Origin of the sequence: Pedobacter sp. CG_S7, from assembly GCF_040544395.1 — a bacterium.
GTDB lineage: Bacteria > Bacteroidota > Bacteroidia > Sphingobacteriales > Sphingobacteriaceae > Pedobacter.
The window spans coordinates 1-15,088 of sequence record NZ_JBEONS010000021.1 but is presented as its reverse complement, the minus strand read 5'-3'; the positions used below and the strand labels follow the sequence as shown (position 1 = coordinate 15,088).

General features: G+C 35.3%; 11 protein-coding genes and 2 tRNA genes. 11 read left to right on the top strand and 2 right to left on the bottom strand.

The window, feature by feature from the left end:
- Nucleotides 1-81 precede the first annotated feature (81 nt).
- The 4 genes from AAKU52_RS11805 (at nucleotide 82) to AAKU52_RS11790 (ending at nucleotide 2,335) form a co-directional block, all read left to right on the top strand.
- Entirely contained in the window at nucleotides 82-831 is a 750-nt protein-coding gene (locus AAKU52_RS11805; protein WP_354333659.1) for a UDP-2,3-diacylglucosamine diphosphatase, read from the top strand.
- A 111-nt stretch (nucleotides 832-942) separates the two neighbouring features.
- On the top strand, nucleotides 943-2,016 hold the full coding sequence (gene prfA, locus AAKU52_RS11800) for a peptide chain release factor 1 (RefSeq protein ID WP_354333657.1): 1,074 nt from the start codon (nucleotides 943-945) through the stop codon (nucleotides 2,014-2,016).
- 95 nt (nucleotides 2,017-2,111) lie between these two features.
- Nucleotides 2,112-2,185 (top strand) — tRNA-Asp (locus tag AAKU52_RS11795).
- A 76-nt stretch (nucleotides 2,186-2,261) separates the two neighbouring features.
- Nucleotides 2,262-2,335, top strand: a tRNA-Asp gene (locus AAKU52_RS11790).
- A 571-nt stretch (nucleotides 2,336-2,906) separates the two neighbouring features.
- Here AAKU52_RS11790 and AAKU52_RS11785 read toward each other — a convergent pair.
- Both AAKU52_RS11785 and AAKU52_RS11780 read right to left on the bottom strand, forming a co-directional pair.
- Complete coding sequence (locus tag AAKU52_RS11785) at nucleotides 2,907-4,190, bottom strand: hemolysin family protein (protein WP_354333655.1); 1,284 nt, start codon at nucleotides 4,188-4,190, stop codon at nucleotides 2,907-2,909.
- A 137-nt stretch (nucleotides 4,191-4,327) separates the two neighbouring features.
- Entirely contained in the window at nucleotides 4,328-5,758 is a 1,431-nt protein-coding gene (locus tag AAKU52_RS11780; protein ID WP_354333653.1) for an SDR family oxidoreductase, read from the bottom strand.
- Nucleotides 5,759-6,016: 258 nt separating this feature from the next.
- Here AAKU52_RS11780 and AAKU52_RS11775 point away from each other — a divergent pair, with 258 nt between their 5' ends.
- From AAKU52_RS11775 to AAKU52_RS11745, 7 genes are all read left to right on the top strand, one after another.
- Nucleotides 6,017-6,715: an ABC transporter ATP-binding protein gene (locus AAKU52_RS11775; protein WP_354333651.1), complete on the top strand. Its 699-nt coding sequence runs from the start codon at nucleotides 6,017-6,019 to the stop codon at nucleotides 6,713-6,715.
- A 12-nt stretch (nucleotides 6,716-6,727) separates the two neighbouring features.
- A complete protein-coding gene (locus AAKU52_RS11770) occupies nucleotides 6,728-7,672 on the top strand; it encodes an HlyD family secretion protein (RefSeq protein WP_354333649.1) in 945 nt (314 codons plus the stop codon).
- A complete protein-coding gene (locus AAKU52_RS11765; RefSeq protein ID WP_354333647.1) occupies nucleotides 7,673-8,812 on the top strand; it encodes an ABC transporter permease in 1,140 nt (379 codons plus the stop codon).
- 11 nt (nucleotides 8,813-8,823) lie between these two features.
- Nucleotides 8,824-10,167, top strand: a complete 1,344-nt coding sequence (locus tag AAKU52_RS11760; RefSeq protein ID WP_354333645.1) for a TolC family protein — start codon at nucleotides 8,824-8,826, stop codon at nucleotides 10,165-10,167.
- A 1,065-nt stretch (nucleotides 10,168-11,232) separates the two neighbouring features.
- On the top strand, nucleotides 11,233-12,648 hold the full coding sequence (locus AAKU52_RS11755) for an alanine/glycine:cation symporter family protein (protein WP_354333643.1): 1,416 nt from the start codon (nucleotides 11,233-11,235) through the stop codon (nucleotides 12,646-12,648).
- Nucleotides 12,649-13,111: 463 nt separating this feature from the next.
- Nucleotides 13,112-13,738: a PAS domain-containing protein gene (locus AAKU52_RS11750; RefSeq protein WP_354333641.1), complete on the top strand. Its 627-nt coding sequence runs from the start codon at nucleotides 13,112-13,114 to the stop codon at nucleotides 13,736-13,738.
- Nucleotides 13,696-14,997, top strand: a complete 1,302-nt coding sequence (locus AAKU52_RS11745) for a PAS domain-containing protein (RefSeq protein ID WP_354333639.1) — start codon at nucleotides 13,696-13,698, stop codon at nucleotides 14,995-14,997. The genes AAKU52_RS11750 and AAKU52_RS11745 overlap by 43 nt, the downstream gene beginning before the upstream one ends.
- The last annotated feature ends 91 nt before the right edge of the window (nucleotides 14,998-15,088 follow it).

The window sequence follows — 15,088 nt, the reverse complement described above, 5'->3', positions numbered from 1 at the left end:
GTTGTTGAGAAATATCTACATAACTTGTAGTACTTTTTTTGGATTGCAGCAAATGAAATTAGTTTATCTTTGTTTCCATTGATGACAAAACACATATACTTCGCCTCAGATTTTCATTTGGGCTCCCCTGATCATCAGGGAAGCCGAGCTCGTGAAAATCGCATTGTGAATTGGTTAAATGAGATAGAGCCGAGTTGCAGTGAGCTTTTTTTAATGGGTGATATATTTGACTTTTGGTTCGAATACCAAATGGTTATACCTAAAGGGTTTATTCGCCTGCAGGGTAAACTAGCGCAAATGTCAGATAATGGGATAAAAATTTACTTTTTCAAAGGTAACCATGACATGTGGGTTAATGATTATTTCAGTACTGAAATGGGTATTCAAATTATTAGTGAGGAATATGTGATAGAAAGAAACGGTAAAAGTTTTTATTTGCATCATGGTGATGGTCTGGGGCCTGGAGATTATAAGTATAAATTCCTGAGGAAGATCTTTAGGAACCCTGTTTGTCAATGGTTATTTTCACTTGTACCACCTAGAATAGGTTTAGGTATTGGCAATGCCTGGTCATCAAAAAGTCGTGGGACAAACAAAGTAGCAGAAGTTTTTCAGCGTGAAGACAAGGAATGGCTGGCTGTTTATGCTAAAGAAATTTTACAAAAGACACATTATGACTATTTTATTTTTGGTCACAGGCATTTGCCACTGGACCTTCAATTGAATGAAAATAGCCGATATGTGAATCTTGGGGAGTGGTTAAATTATAATTCGTATGCGGTTTTTGATGGCAAACAGCTAACCCTTAATTATTTTCAAGGAAATAATTAAGCTAAAAACCCTATTTTTGTATCCAAATAAATCACGTTCCTTCTTATCGGGAAATTGGCATTTGCCTTTCCGCTGATTAGCGAATGATATTTAATTTTCTGAAAAAAAGATATGTTAGAAAAATTAGAAGCAATAAAGCTGCGGTGGGAAGATGTAGAAGAGCAGTTAACTAATCCTGATACGATGCAGGACATGAAGCGTTTTGCAGCATTAAATAAAGAGTATAAAGACTTAGGCAAGATTGTAGATGAGTATAAAATCTATAAGAATGTGATGAGTAATATAGAGGCTAATAAAGAGATTCTGAGTACGGAAAAAGACGCCGAGATGCGTGATATGGCCAAAGAGGAATTAGACCAGCTTTTGGCGCAGCAGGAAGAACTAGAAGAAAAAGTTCGTTTAATGCTGATTCCTGTTGATCCGGAAGATGCTAAAAATGCTGTTTTCGAGATCAGGGGAGGTACAGGAGGTGATGAGGCTGCTTTATTTGCAGGTGATTTATTTAGAATGTATAGCCGTTATTTTGAGCAAAAAGGCTGGAAAGTAGAAACTGTTGATGCTACTGAAGGTTCTGCAGGTGGTTATAAAGAGGTGATCCTGAAAGTTAGTGGTGAAGATGTTTATGGACAGTTGAAATATGAATCAGGTGTACATCGTGTGCAACGCGTGCCAGATACAGAAACTCAGGGCCGTGTGCATACATCTGCAGCATCTGTTGCTGTATTGCCTGAGGCAGAAGAAATTGACTTTTATCTGAATCCTGCTGATATTGACTTGCAGACATCGCGATCAGGTGGCGCAGGTGGACAGAACGTTAACAAAGTGGAGACTAAGGTTCAGTTGACGCACAGACCGTCTGGCTTAGTTGTAGTGTGCCAGCAGGAGCGGTCGCAATTGGGTAACCGGGTTATTGCAATGGAGATGTTGAGAAGTAAGCTTTATGATATCGAATTGCAAAAGAAAGTGGGCGATACCGCTGCCCGCCGTAAAACGATGGTTTCAACAGGAGATCGCTCGGCAAAGATCAGGACCTACAATTATCCGCAGGGAAGAGTTACTGATCACCGTATCGGATTAACATTATACAACCTTAATGCGGTGCTTGATGGTGGGGTTCAGGAACTGATCGATGCACTTCAGTTTGCTGAGAATGCAGAGAAGATGAAAGAAGGTGCTGGTAGTTAGTCAGTTGAAAATTAATTAAAATAAAGTTTGGAAGTAAAGATATTCGCACTATATTTGCATTCCCGAAAGGGGTAAAAGATCATACAAAGATCAACGGACCGGTAGTTCAGCTGGTTAGAATGCCGCCCTGTCACGGCGGAGGTCGCGGGTTCGAGTCCCGTCCGGTCCGCAAAAGAGCACTCTACAGAGTGTTCTTTTTTTTTACTAATACCCCGAAAGGGACAAACGATCTTAAAAAGATTAACGGACCGGTAGTTCAGCTGGTTAGAATGCCGCCCTGTCACGGCGGAGGTCGCGGGTTCGAGTCCCGTCCGGTCCGCAAGATAAGACGTCAAATACACTAAAAAGCCTGCAAATCATATGATTGCAGGCTTTTTGCTTTAAAGGAACTCAAAATATTCAGTTTTCTACTAAATAATGGATTCACCCCTCAGGTGTTTATTTTAAGACTATCGTTTTCCATTCTTAAAATAAAATTACCTAAGAAAGTATTTCGAAACGTGACTAAATGCAGGTTAACGCAATGTTAACGCAATACTTACGCAATGTTAGCGCGATGCATACGCAATCAGGCATTGTGCTAACAGTGTTCTATTACTGTTAGATATAAGCTCTAAAAACTAATTTTCCCATGATCTTAACTTAATCATTGATAGGGCAAAAATAAGGGTAAATAGAGTCTGATCATGTATTTTAAGCTATTTTTCTATTGTTTAAAAGCTTGTTCTTAACAAATTTGACTAGTTAAACTGTTATCTCAGGTAGATAAAAAGCTTTTTTGTGCGGACTATACTCGCAATTAGCAGGAGAATGGAATAGAAATTTATACTATGGCTGTGGAGAATGGAATCATCAGCCAGGAGTAAATGCTGCTTCTTTGGTAAAGCAGTTTATTTAATAATATTCTCTGTCATTAAGACTTTATCAATCCTCACCCCATCCATATCCATGATTTCAAAATGGAAATTCTTATAACTAACTATATCACCCGCATGAGGCATGGATTTTAGACGATCAATTAAAAACCCTGAAACAGTAACATAATGACTTAAGTTATTTTCAATGATTTCTTTTTCGAAAAAATGATTCAGTTCATGTATTAAGGTTTTGCCATTGAGCAAATAAGTGCCATCTTCTCTACGGATAATATGATTTACTTCTTTTTCATCTTCATCTGGCAGGTCACCTACAATGGCTTCTATCAAATCATGAAGGGTGATGATTCCACGGACACTGCCAAACTCATCTACCACAACACCAAGGTATTGCTTTTTATCTTTAAACAAGTTTAGAATCTTAAAAGCAGGGGTGTTCAGAAGTACATAAATGGGGCGGCTGATGATCTTGTCAAGATGAAAATTAGGCTGGTTGTAGTTTTCCAGTAAATCTTTTATAGAAAAGACACCTTTAATTTGATCAATAGTGCCATCGCCCACAATAAATTTTGAATGGACGCTTTCTTTTACTTTATTAAAGATGATTTCTTTAGCCCAGTTGTAATTTATCCATTCTATCTCTGAGCTATGTGTCATCAGTGATTTTGCGGTTTGATCTGTAAAAGTAAAAAGGTTTTGCATTGCCTGGCTTTCTTCATTTTCTAAAATTCCTTGTTTGCCGGCAGTTTTTAACATAAACCTCAATTCATCTTCACTTACTTTTTCTGTTTCGTTTTCTTTAATGCGAAATAGTTTAAGAATAATGTTAGTTGAAAAAGAAAGTAGTTTTACAAAAGGGAAAGTAGCTAGCGTAAAAATTTTAATTATTGGAACTGTAATCAGAGCAATATTTTCAGAATTATTCATAGCAATTGTTTTAGGCACTAATTCGCCTATTACAATGGTAAAATATGTGATTCCCCCAATCACAATGATCAAAGAAACCGTATGTACAGAATCACCCAGGAAGGCAAAACCAGAAAGCAGCCCTACCATGTCATCGGTCAATGTGGCGCCACCATATGCACCCGAAATAATACCAATAAGCGTGATGCCAACTTGTACAGAAGAAAGGAAATGTTCAGGGTTCTTTAATAGGACAAGTATAGATTTTGCTCTTGTATTGCCCTGTGCAGCAAGGTGCTCCATCCTGTTTTTTTTTACAGAAACCAAAGCAATTTCTGATAATGCGAAAAAGCCATTTAATAAAGTAAGGCAAAAGATTATAATTAATTCCAAACTGGGTAAAGTTTATGTTTTTCTCAAATATACCAAAGTTTATGTGCTGATATTTGTTATTATTTGCTTTATTCGTTTTAAATTTGATAGAAGCATGATCTTAATATAGCTGTTTTAGTCTGTTTGAATTAACTTTACTAATGCTTACTAGCTATCATGTTTTTTAACATTCCCTTAAATATAAAAGCATGGAAAGGAAGTACAGCATACCAATATAATCGGCCAGATATACCTAGCGGACGAAAAGTGGCAATCTGGTGAAGTATATTATTCTCATCTATCCTGAATTCCAGCCATGCTTCTCCAGGAAGTTTCATTTCTGCATATAGTAACAAACGGCCTTCTTTTTTATCGGCTAGTATTACTCTCCAAAAATCAATTACGCTTCCTGTAAAAACTTCATTAGAACTTGTTCTACCACGTTGTAAACCTACCCCGCCAAATACTTTATCAAGAAAACCCCTAATACCCCAAAGCCAGTCTGCGTAATACCAGCCTGTTTTACCACCAATAGACCAGATGTTTTCTAGTACCCTTTCGCGGTCGTCAACTTTCATCGATCTTTTATCTTTAAAGCAACCTGCCTGTGGAACTTCAACCAGTTCTTTGAATCCAGACTGATAAGCATTTGTGTTCATTGCATCCCTCCAACTTGAAATCACTTGATTTTGCTCTATTTTTCCAAATGCCAATCGTATGGCTTCTATATAAGTTAGCGGTTTAATACCTAATCTGTCCTTTAAATCATTTGGTCTTGCCACAACATCTACTTTCATACTATCTACCAAATTTGTGGCGAGTCTATAGGAGGTCGAAGTAACAAAATATAGCCAATAAGAAGAAATTTTGGGTGTCATAACAGGTACTGTAATTATTTTCCTTTTGAGTCCTCTTATTTTAGCAAACCTCAATAGCATTTCTTTGTATGTGAGCACTTCTGGCCCTGCGATGTCGTAATTCCTGTTGAAGGTGAAATCGTTTAATAGTACCCCGCTAAGGAATGTCAAAACGTCTCTTATGGCTATAGGCTGACACTTTGTATTGAGCCATTTTGGAGTGATCATAATGGGTAGTTTTTCAACCAGGTCACGGATGATTTCGAAACTGGCACTTCCAGAACCCACAATTATGCCTGCGCGTAATGTGGTGAGCGCATATACCGAAGATCCTAATGTTTCTTCAACATGCAGTCTCGAATTGAGGTGTTTTGAAAGTTTATCACTATTAACGATGCCGCTTAAAAATACTACTTGCCTAGCTTTTGTTTTTTCTATTCTGTTTTTAAAATTCTGAGCAACTTCCTTTTCTGTTGCTGAAAAATCCTCTTTGCCGCCAGACATGGAATGCATAAGGAAATAAGCGGCATCAATATCATCTGGGATATTATTTAAGGTCTCCGGCTTCAGAAAATCAACTTCAATTACTTCAATGTCAAACTTGTTATACTTTGTGCTGTTAAACCGGCGTTTATCCCGAACACAGCAAATAATCTGATGCCCTTTTTCAAGCAACACTGGCAATAATCTTTGTGCGATATATCCTGTAGCGCCAGTAAGTAGTATCTTCATATATATTGTTCAATGTCCTTACCAAATTTAACTAAAAATTATTTCAGACTTTCAGATTTTTAATTTCTTTAGTGATTTTCCTCATCATTGAAAATTACATATAAATAAGTTTAACTTATGGATATTTATCTTTTGGTAATGAGAGCTTATTTTAGTTTAATAGAATGGTATTCTGTTAAATCAATATGGAAATAACTGAATATATAATTACCTATATTACACTATTGTCATTTATTAAAGGTTACCAAGCTCATTAAAATGGAAATAATCGCTTCTTTAAAAGATGCAAAAAAAGTTTATAAAACTGGTGATACAACTATTACTGCATTAGATAATACTACTATTGATATTCATAACAAAGAACTGATGTTAATTATGGGGCCTTCTGGCTCTGGTAAAACTACTTTGTTATCTCTTATTGGTTGTGTTATTTATCCAACAGAAGGTGAAGTTTTTATCCAGGGCAATGATATTACGGGCTATTCTGAAAAAAAATTGGCTCAAATCAGGCTAAATAATATTAGTTTTATTTTTCAACACTTTAACTTGATTAATCCGCTCAATGCCCTTGAAAATGTAATGCAGCCACTTTTGCTTAAAGGAGAAAGCACCGAAGCCGCTAAAAAGAAAGCTATTCTTGCATTAGAGAGCGTAAATATGGGAGACCGCTTAAATAGTCTTCCTAAAAAATTAAGCGGTGGACAAAAACAAAGGGTTGCTATTGCAAGGGCGCTGGTTACTGATGCTGCCATTGTGCTTTGCGATGAGCCTACTGCTTCTTTAGATGCAAAAAGCGCAGCTTTAGTTATGAATGATCTGAAAGAATTGGCTAAAAATGGAAAGGCCGTTGTTGTTGTAACACATGATTTGCGTTTAAGGCCATTTGCCGATCGGATAGTTTACGTAGAAGAGGGAAAAGTTTCAGATAGGCTGGAAAATGAGGCTGATTATAAATAAAAATTTACATCGATGAAATACTTCTTATATATAGTGTTGTTATTCCTGTTTTCTTGTGGTAATGACAAAGGCAATGAAAAAGAAAAGCAGGCAGCAATTAAAGATTCTTTATCGCGGCCAGAGAATGTTAAAATAGTTGCTGCAATAGCTAGAGTAGAACCTGCCGGAGGTTTGGTTCAGCTTTCTGCACCTCAATCGGGTATAGTAGTAACGCTTTATAAAAAGGCAGGAGATTCCCTTATAAAAGGTGACCTGATTCTTAAAATTGACGATCAGGCTAATGCTTTGGCTGTTGATATAGCTAGTAAGCAAATTATAGCTCAAAAATTACGTGCCGCTGCAGACAACGCTGATGTTTTGCAATACCGGGCTGCTTTATTAGAAAAAGAGGAAGACCTTAATATAACCTTAAAGCTTGCTTTAACAGGGGCAGATACCAAGTATAATGTAACGTTAAAAAGGAAAGAAAATGATGTAATTTTAGCTAACCTGCAGAGCGCTATAAATAGGTCAGCTGCCAGTGAATCGGAAGTTGTAACCCTTCAAAAACAGTTAGCGCAATCAAAGCTTGCCTTAAGTGAGCAATTTATTAGGGCGAAGCAAAATGGAGTTTTGGTTAACCTGGATGCAAAAGTGGGTGCAGCGATCAATGCTTTAACACCTTTTGCTACCTTGGCACCCAATACTGATTTGATACTCAATGGCGAAATTGATGAAATGTTTGCTGATCGGGTAAAATTAGGGCAAAATGTTGTAGTGAACTACGTAGGTAATAAAGAGCAAATTGCTCAGGGCAAAGTCATTTACCTCTCACCTATATTAGAGAATAAGTCGCTGTTTTATGAAAAGGCAGGAGAAATCACTGATAGGAGGGTTAGACAGTTTAAAGTAAGCTTAAACGGAAATAAAAAACTGTTAATTAATTCGAAAGTGGAGTGTACAATTCAAATTCAATAAATGGCTATAATAGGTACTGCATTAAAATTCATGATTTTTGATAAACCCAAAAGTATTGGTGTTATTATAGGTATTGTAATTAGCATTTTTTTAATTGGGCAACAATTAGGCACTTTAAGGTATTTAACAAGCCTGATGAGTGGCCTTATTGTCAATTCTAATTCAACAGATCAAGATATTTGGATCTTGGACAATAGTACTAATAATGTAAATACGCTTAGCAAAATTGATGGGCGCATAGCAAGAGAGGTTAAAAGTATTGAGGGTGTGCAAGAGAGTTATAGCGTGGTTATTGCCAATGCCAGTATTACATTTGATGGTAGTAAAACTTCCCCAGTTAATTTAGTGGGTAGTGATGGGCCCTTTTTTGTTGCAGGGCCTAATGTCTCTAAAATAATTCAAGGGAGCCTGAATGACCTTTATCAGCGAGACGCAATTTCTGCTGAGTATTTCAATTCTAAAAATTTGGGTGTTGAATTGCATGCCGGACAAATGCTGGAGTTAAATAATAAAGCGGCTACTATTAAGGTGCTTACCAAAAATGCTCAAGCTTTTGGGGGCTTTTACATGTATACTAGTTTGGATAATGCACGTTTTTATAGTGGGTTCCCTAATGATAAGATTAGTATTGTTGTGGTAAAAGCCATACCAGGAGTTGCTACTAATGTATTAGTAAATCGGATTAATAAAACCTTCTATGGCGTTAAAGCATGGCCTGTGTCTGAACTTAAAAAATCAACGCTCTCTGAAATATTAGTCACTTCAAATATTGGGGTCAGTTTTGGTTCTTTAGTGTTGTTTGCTATGATAAGTGGTTTTTTTATCATTGGTTTAACTTTATATTCTTCTGCATTAGATCGATTGGTAGATTATGGGACTTTAAAAGCTATTGGGGCTACCAATGGATTTGTAACAAGATTAATTTTGACCCAAGCTTTCTTATTTGCTATTATTGGTTTTCTTATTGCGATTGCACTGCTTATACTGTTTAAAAATGCAGTAGCCGGTGCTGGATTAATTATTAATTTAGATTGGCAACTTAGTTTGCTGCTTTTAGCAGTTACACTTGTAATTTCCGTTGGAGGTTCTTTGTTTGCTGTTGTAAAGATTAGCCGTTTAGAACCAGCCTCTATTTTTTAACTTTTATACCAATGAAATTCACCTTAAGCACTTTATTCGGAATCTTTTTTATACCTTTTTTAATCAAGGCACAGCAGCAGCAGCCTGTTAAAATGCATTTATCATTAGAAGGAGCGATAGAACTTGCCTTAACAAACAATCCAAAGCTACTGGCAAAAGGTCTTGATATACAAATAACAAAAGAAGTTACCGCTCAAGCTAAATGGAAAAGAATTCCTCAGGTTTATACTGATTTTAATTTACAGCGAAACCTAATTATTCCTGTTACACCAGTTCCTGCAAATGCTTTTAATCCAAATGCACCTGAAGGAGAGATTCTTCCATTAAGATTTGCCACCAAATGGACCGCAAATACAGGTATAAATGCACAAATAGATTTATTTAATCCGCAAAGAAAGCAAGCAGTTAAAGAAGCTGAAATAAAGGAGGAAATTAGTGGATTGCAAAAAGAGAAAGAGGAGAACGATCTTTATTTTGATGTGAGTATTGCTTATGCAATGGCCTTGGTTGCCTCAGTACAGGTAAAGCTATCAGAAGCAGATACACTTACCAAAGCCAGGATTTTGAAGATGAGCCAGCAACAGTTTGATTTAGGAAGGTTAACTTTAATAGAGCTTAATCAGGTGAAAAGAGATAGAAATACTACGCTGGGTAATTTTGAGGAAACAGAAAAAATATTTAGCAATTCCAAAGCACAACTTTTATATTATTTAGGGTATGAGCCTGTGGCTGAAGTGGAAATTGAATTTTCAGATAGTATTGAAAGTTTATTCCTCCTGCATCAAAAGGATATATTGATTGATAGTACCCAAAGTTTCGCTTTAAAAAGTCTTCTGCAAAATGATCTATTAATAAATACACAAATCAATGGTGCTAAGTCTGGCTATCTTCCTTTATTAAGTATGAAGGCTTATTATGGGGCAAATTATTTCGATAAGAACTTTGAACTGTTTAAAAGTTCCAACTGGAATGGCAATAGCTTTTTAAATGTTGGAGTAAGGATACCCATTACCGAAGGGTTGGATCGACAAAAGAAAATTAACCAGCTGAAATTGCAAAAAGATGCAAATGCTCTGGCCTATAAAGATCAACAGCATAAAAATAAATTGGATTTTTTAGAAGCAAGCAGGGATGCTGATTTTTATCAGAAAAAATACCGCCTTACAATGGCCAATTTTAAAATAGCTGAAAAAAACCTGCAATTAACGGAGCAGCAATATGAAAATGGAAGGCTATTGATCAGCGACCTATACAGATCGAGCTATAACTATCAGCAGGAGAAAACAAATTATTTAAATGTGGCTTATAATTTTATTATTGCCAAAATGAAGCGCTATAAAATAAGCAGGTATTAATTTCTCAATTATTATATTTTTTGAAGTATTAAAATTTTTCAGTTAAAAAAAGAAAGGGTTGCTCCATCCAGACACCACCCTTTTCTAACCAAATATAAACCTGTATGAACGGGTTTTTCCTTATTTTCCAAATTTACTTTTGACTGTTTTTTTAGTCATTCTGTAATCTTTTGGAATTGTATTTTAATATGCTTTATTTAATAATCAAAATATTGTTTTTTTGTGATACAAATATATGAATTATTTTTACTTAGTGTCAAAAATACACTTATAATTTTTATTTATTTTTATCTTTTTTATATTTCGATTGAAAATTAATCCGTTTTTCTGTATAAAAAATCATTTAATGAGGTTTTTATAGTAAAATAATTGGTTTTGTTTTGTTAAAAAAGGTTAAATAACCATAAGCAGACAATATTAATAGAAAATAACGCGATTAAACTCCCTTTTTAAGTTCTTTTGCTGTTTTAAAATATTATTTTATTTATTTCGACTCTCTATATAGCGCAATTTTACGTTTTCAACATTTATACATTTCTAAACGTATTTGTTAATACAAAATGTATGCTAAGATTCGTTTATTTTTAGATGATGACCTAAAAATGTTAATTTAATTACAACCTAAGGCGCACAACTATAATTGGCTGCTTAATTCTTTTACAATTGTAATTAAGAACTATTAGTAACCAGCTATTTTAAAAACTTTGATAAATATTTAGGGTTATACCATTTTAATTATAAAAATGGAAATCAAGTATAGCTTTTTTTAACGCCTGGCAAATTAGTGCTGATCAAAGATTTTTAAGTGCAGCTATTCAAAGTTCGCATAATGATCATTTTTTGGATCTCAACACCAACGACACGGCATACCTTTATAAAGAAAGCAGGGCGTGCATAGAATTAATCAATCGAATAAGAAGACTTAGTTTCGACTTTTAAAATAATATTTTTTGTATATTCTTCTAGTTTTTTGAGGTAAAAAGGAATTAAATTTTGACATTTTCATCAATTTTAACTTACTTTATTGCCTTACCTGTGTTTATTGCCCAATATTTTAAAGTATAAATGGAAGAAATCATCAATAAAGTTAATAATATCATTTGGAGTGATGCTTTAATCATTTTATGTTTAGGAGCCGGAATTTATTTTTCAATTGTAACCCGGTTTCTACAGGTTAGGTACATCAAAGAGATGATTAAATTGCTTTTTGATGGAAAAGCATCTGAAAAAGGCGTGAGTTCTTTTCAGGCTTTTGCAATTGCTATTTCCGGTAGAGTAGGTACAGGTAATATCGCCGGTGTGGCTACTGCAATTGCAATGGGTGGACCAGGAGCCATATTCTGGATGTGGCTGATTGCTTTTTTAGGCAGTGCTTCTGCATTTATTGAAGCTACCCTTGGACAAATTTACAAACAGGTAAATAATGGTCAGTACCGGGGTGGTCCGGCATATTATATCGAAAAAGGTTTAGGCGTTAAATGGTATGCCATTCTATTTGCTGTGGCTACTGTATTAAGTACAGCGATTTTTTTACCTGGAGTTCAAAGCAATAGTATTGCCTTAAGTATGCATAACGCTTTCGATATTCCAGTTGCTTATTCTGGTATCGGTGTTGTTCTTTTCCTTGCTCTGGTTATTTTTGGTGGGGTTAAACGAATTGGTAAAGTAGCTGAAATAGTCGTTCCTTTTATGGCGGGTGCTTATGTACTTATGGCTATAGTGATTATGGTTTTAAATTTCACTCAAATTCCTTCTGTCTTCATGCTTATCATTAAATCAGCATTTGGTTTGGAAGAAGCCTTTGCAGGGGTATTTGGTATGGCAGTATCTTGGGGTATTAAGCGGGGTATTTATTCAAATGAAGCTGGTCAGGGTACCGCTCCTCATGCAGCAGCTGCTGCAGAAGTTAGCCATCCTGTTAAACAAGGCTTGGTTCAGGCTTTTTCTGTTTATGTTGATACGCTATTTGTTTGTACGGCAACCGCCTTTATGATTTTATTTACAGGGCAATACAATGTCGTTAATCCTGAAGGTGGCTTTATTGTCGAAAATCTGCCCGGCGCAAAATTAGGTGCCGAATACACACAAGCTGCAATAGGTCACCATTTTCCATCTATTGGTGCTGGTTTTGTTGCTGTATCCCTTTTATTCTTTGCTTTTACTACAATAATGGCTTATTATTATATAGCAGAAACCAATTTAAGTTATCTAGATAAAAGTGGTAATAAATGGATGCTTAACCTGTTGCGTTTGCTAATCCTTTTTGCAACTTTTTATGGTTCAATAAAAACAGCAGAGGCGGCATGGACCCTAGGCGACATAGGTGTAGGTTTAATGGCATGGTTGAATGTGATTGCTATTTTGCTTTTACGTAAACCTGCATTAAAGGCATTAAAAGACTACCAGCAACAGCGTAAAGAAGGAAAAGATCCTGTGTTTAATGCTAAAGCTTGCGGAATAGAAAATACAGAACAATGGTAAAATACTGATGGCTAGAGTATTCCGACAACAAGGCTTTTGGCTGTTCATTATACTTTAATATATATTTATAGAAATAAAAAAATGACCTTATTTTTAAATTATTAGTATTTAACTATAAATAATAGCATATATTCATATTATCTATCGAAATAATGCGATTAATTTAAATTTATACTGTATGATTAGGCCTGACTATCTTATCGAAATTTTCAAGGTATTACCTTCACCTTGTCTGGTTTTGCTGCCTAATTCGCCTACTTTTACCATTGTTGGCGTAAATAAAGCTTTTCTGCTTTTTTTTAATTTGAAGCGGGAAGAGCTTGTTGGGCGTTTTTTTTAAAAATCTTCCTTAAATAATCCCGCTTACTTATTTCCTGGATGGAACGCTGCTTTGAAGAAAGTTTTAAGGAATAAAAAACCGGTCAAGCTGCCTTCACATCAATATAAAACATCGGTAAATAAGGTGCTCGATTCTAAAATAAATTACCTGGAGGTTTTAATTACCCCTATTTTCAATGATCAAAATACCGTTGAATATATTCTTTGTTCTGCTACTGATGTTACTTCTTCGGTAAATAACAAATTAATAAAGGATGTAGCTCTTGAAAAATTACAGAAAAATGAAAAATTATTAAAGGAAAGTCAGGCTATTTCTGGAATTGGAACCTGGAATGTTGATTTACGCAATAACAAAGTTACCTGGTCTGATGAACTAAAGCAGATTCATGAAGTTGACATGAGTTATAGGCCTGAATTGGGTTCTATTGTCAATTTTTATAAGGCGAATGGAAACAGGGTAGTGATTGCAAAAGTTGTAGAGGATGCAAGAAATAATGATAATTTAATTGATATTGAGCATGCTTTAAAAACAGCCAAGGGGAATGAAATGTTGGTAAGGACTAAAGGAAGGGTTGAAATTAATGAAGGTAAATGTGTGCGGTTGTATGGAACTACTCAAGTTATAACTGAAAACAATAAAATAACTATGGCCCATGATGAGTCTAATCATCTATTCCAATCTTTATTAAAAAAAGTAGGTGTGGTTGTATGGGAGGCAGATATGCGCAGACTTTTGAGGGTGCGTTTATAAGTGAGCACGTAAAAGAAGTTTTAGGATATTCTGCCGAAGAGTGGATGGCAGACCCTAGTTTTTGGCAAAATCACATCCATCCTGACGACCGGAAGTTGGTGCTTCAATATTATATAACACAAATAAAAAGATCTAGGGATTTTACTTTTGACTACCGGATGGTAAAGGCTGATGGAAGTTATGTTTGGATAAAAGACATTGCTTCTGTTGTTTCCGAAAATGGAATACCTAAGATGCTACGGGGTTTTATGGTAGATATTACAAATACTAAACGTTTAAGTGAATTTGAATTTTTAGAAAAAAAAATACTCGAATTAAATCGGGTAAAAGAAGTACATGTGCAAGAAGTCTTGTCGGCTTATCTTGTTGGCCTTGAAGCAATCTTCCCGAAAATGAAGCTTGCTATACTTCAGGTTAAAAATAACAGGTTATATAAATGGGCAGCTACAGCGCTTCCTGAAAATTATTTAATTGCCGTAGAGGGCATGCCGATTAATAAAATTGTGTGGAGTTCTGGCGCTTGTGCTTTTTTAAAACATCATATCATTATTCCTGACATAGAAAATGACCCCAGGTGGGCTAATCGGTGGAAAATGATGTTAAATGCTAACATCAAAGCATGTTGGGCTTACCCGATCATGAATGTCGAAAATGAGGTTACGGCTACTTTTGGTGTTTATTATGCTGATGCAATTGCCCCAAATGAAGAAGAATCCAAGATGATGGAGCGGATTATAGCTTTCCTGAAAGTGATTTTAGAAAATAGGCGCAATTTGCAGGTCTTGCAGGAAACTAATAAATTAATGGTGCAATGCCAGGATTTAGCGCAATTTGGTGTATGGTCATGGGATCTTATTAATAATACGGTTAGCTGGTCGGACACAGTTTATACTATATTCGGCCTCAATAAAAAAACTTTTAAGGCTACATTTCAAGCCTATTTAGACTTATTGCATCTTGATGATACCGAAAGGGTCTCTGTAATCATGGGTAGTGTTTTAAGTACAAAAAAGGCTGTAAAATTTGAGGAAAGAATTGTGCATCCAAATGCTGAGGTCAGGCACCTGATGTCGAGTGTTAAAGTGATTTTAGATAACACTGGTTTAGCAATTAACCTTATAGGTGCTTGTATGGATATTACTGATAGTAAAATAATTCAGGAAAAATTACTACTCAGTGAAAGTCGTTTAAGAAGTTTGGTAGATGCTCAAACCAATTACGTTATCCGAATTGATTTTCAGGGGAAATTTACGTATTAAGACCGTTGCAAGGCAATATGTGATTTAACTAATTGATTAACAATAAATTACACTTGTTTTTTTTGTTATTTAGGATATTTTTATGTATTTT

What these genes read in the sequence shown, in the direction of transcription:
- AAKU52_RS11805 (WP_354333659.1), top strand. Translation starts at nt 82, where the DNA reads ATGACAAAACACATATACTTCGCCTCAGATTTTCATTTGGGCTCCCCT.
- prfA (WP_354333657.1), top strand. Translation starts at nt 943, where the DNA reads ATGTTAGAAAAATTAGAAGCAATAAAGCTGCGGTGGGAAGATGTAGAA.
- AAKU52_RS11780 (WP_354333653.1), bottom strand. Translation starts at nt 5,758, where the DNA reads ATGAAGATACTACTTACTGGCGCTACAGGATATATCGCACAAAGATTA.
- AAKU52_RS11775 (WP_354333651.1), top strand. Translation starts at nt 6,017, where the DNA reads ATGGAAATAATCGCTTCTTTAAAAGATGCAAAAAAAGTTTATAAAACT.
- AAKU52_RS11770 (WP_354333649.1), top strand. Translation starts at nt 6,728, where the DNA reads ATGAAATACTTCTTATATATAGTGTTGTTATTCCTGTTTTCTTGTGGT.
- AAKU52_RS11765 (WP_354333647.1), top strand. Translation starts at nt 7,673, where the DNA reads ATGGCTATAATAGGTACTGCATTAAAATTCATGATTTTTGATAAACCC.
- AAKU52_RS11760 (WP_354333645.1), top strand. Translation starts at nt 8,824, where the DNA reads ATGAAATTCACCTTAAGCACTTTATTCGGAATCTTTTTTATACCTTTT.
- AAKU52_RS11755 (WP_354333643.1), top strand. Translation starts at nt 11,233, where the DNA reads ATGGAAGAAATCATCAATAAAGTTAATAATATCATTTGGAGTGATGCT.
- AAKU52_RS11745 (WP_354333639.1), top strand. Translation starts at nt 13,696, where the DNA reads ATGGGAGGCAGATATGCGCAGACTTTTGAGGGTGCGTTTATAAGTGAG.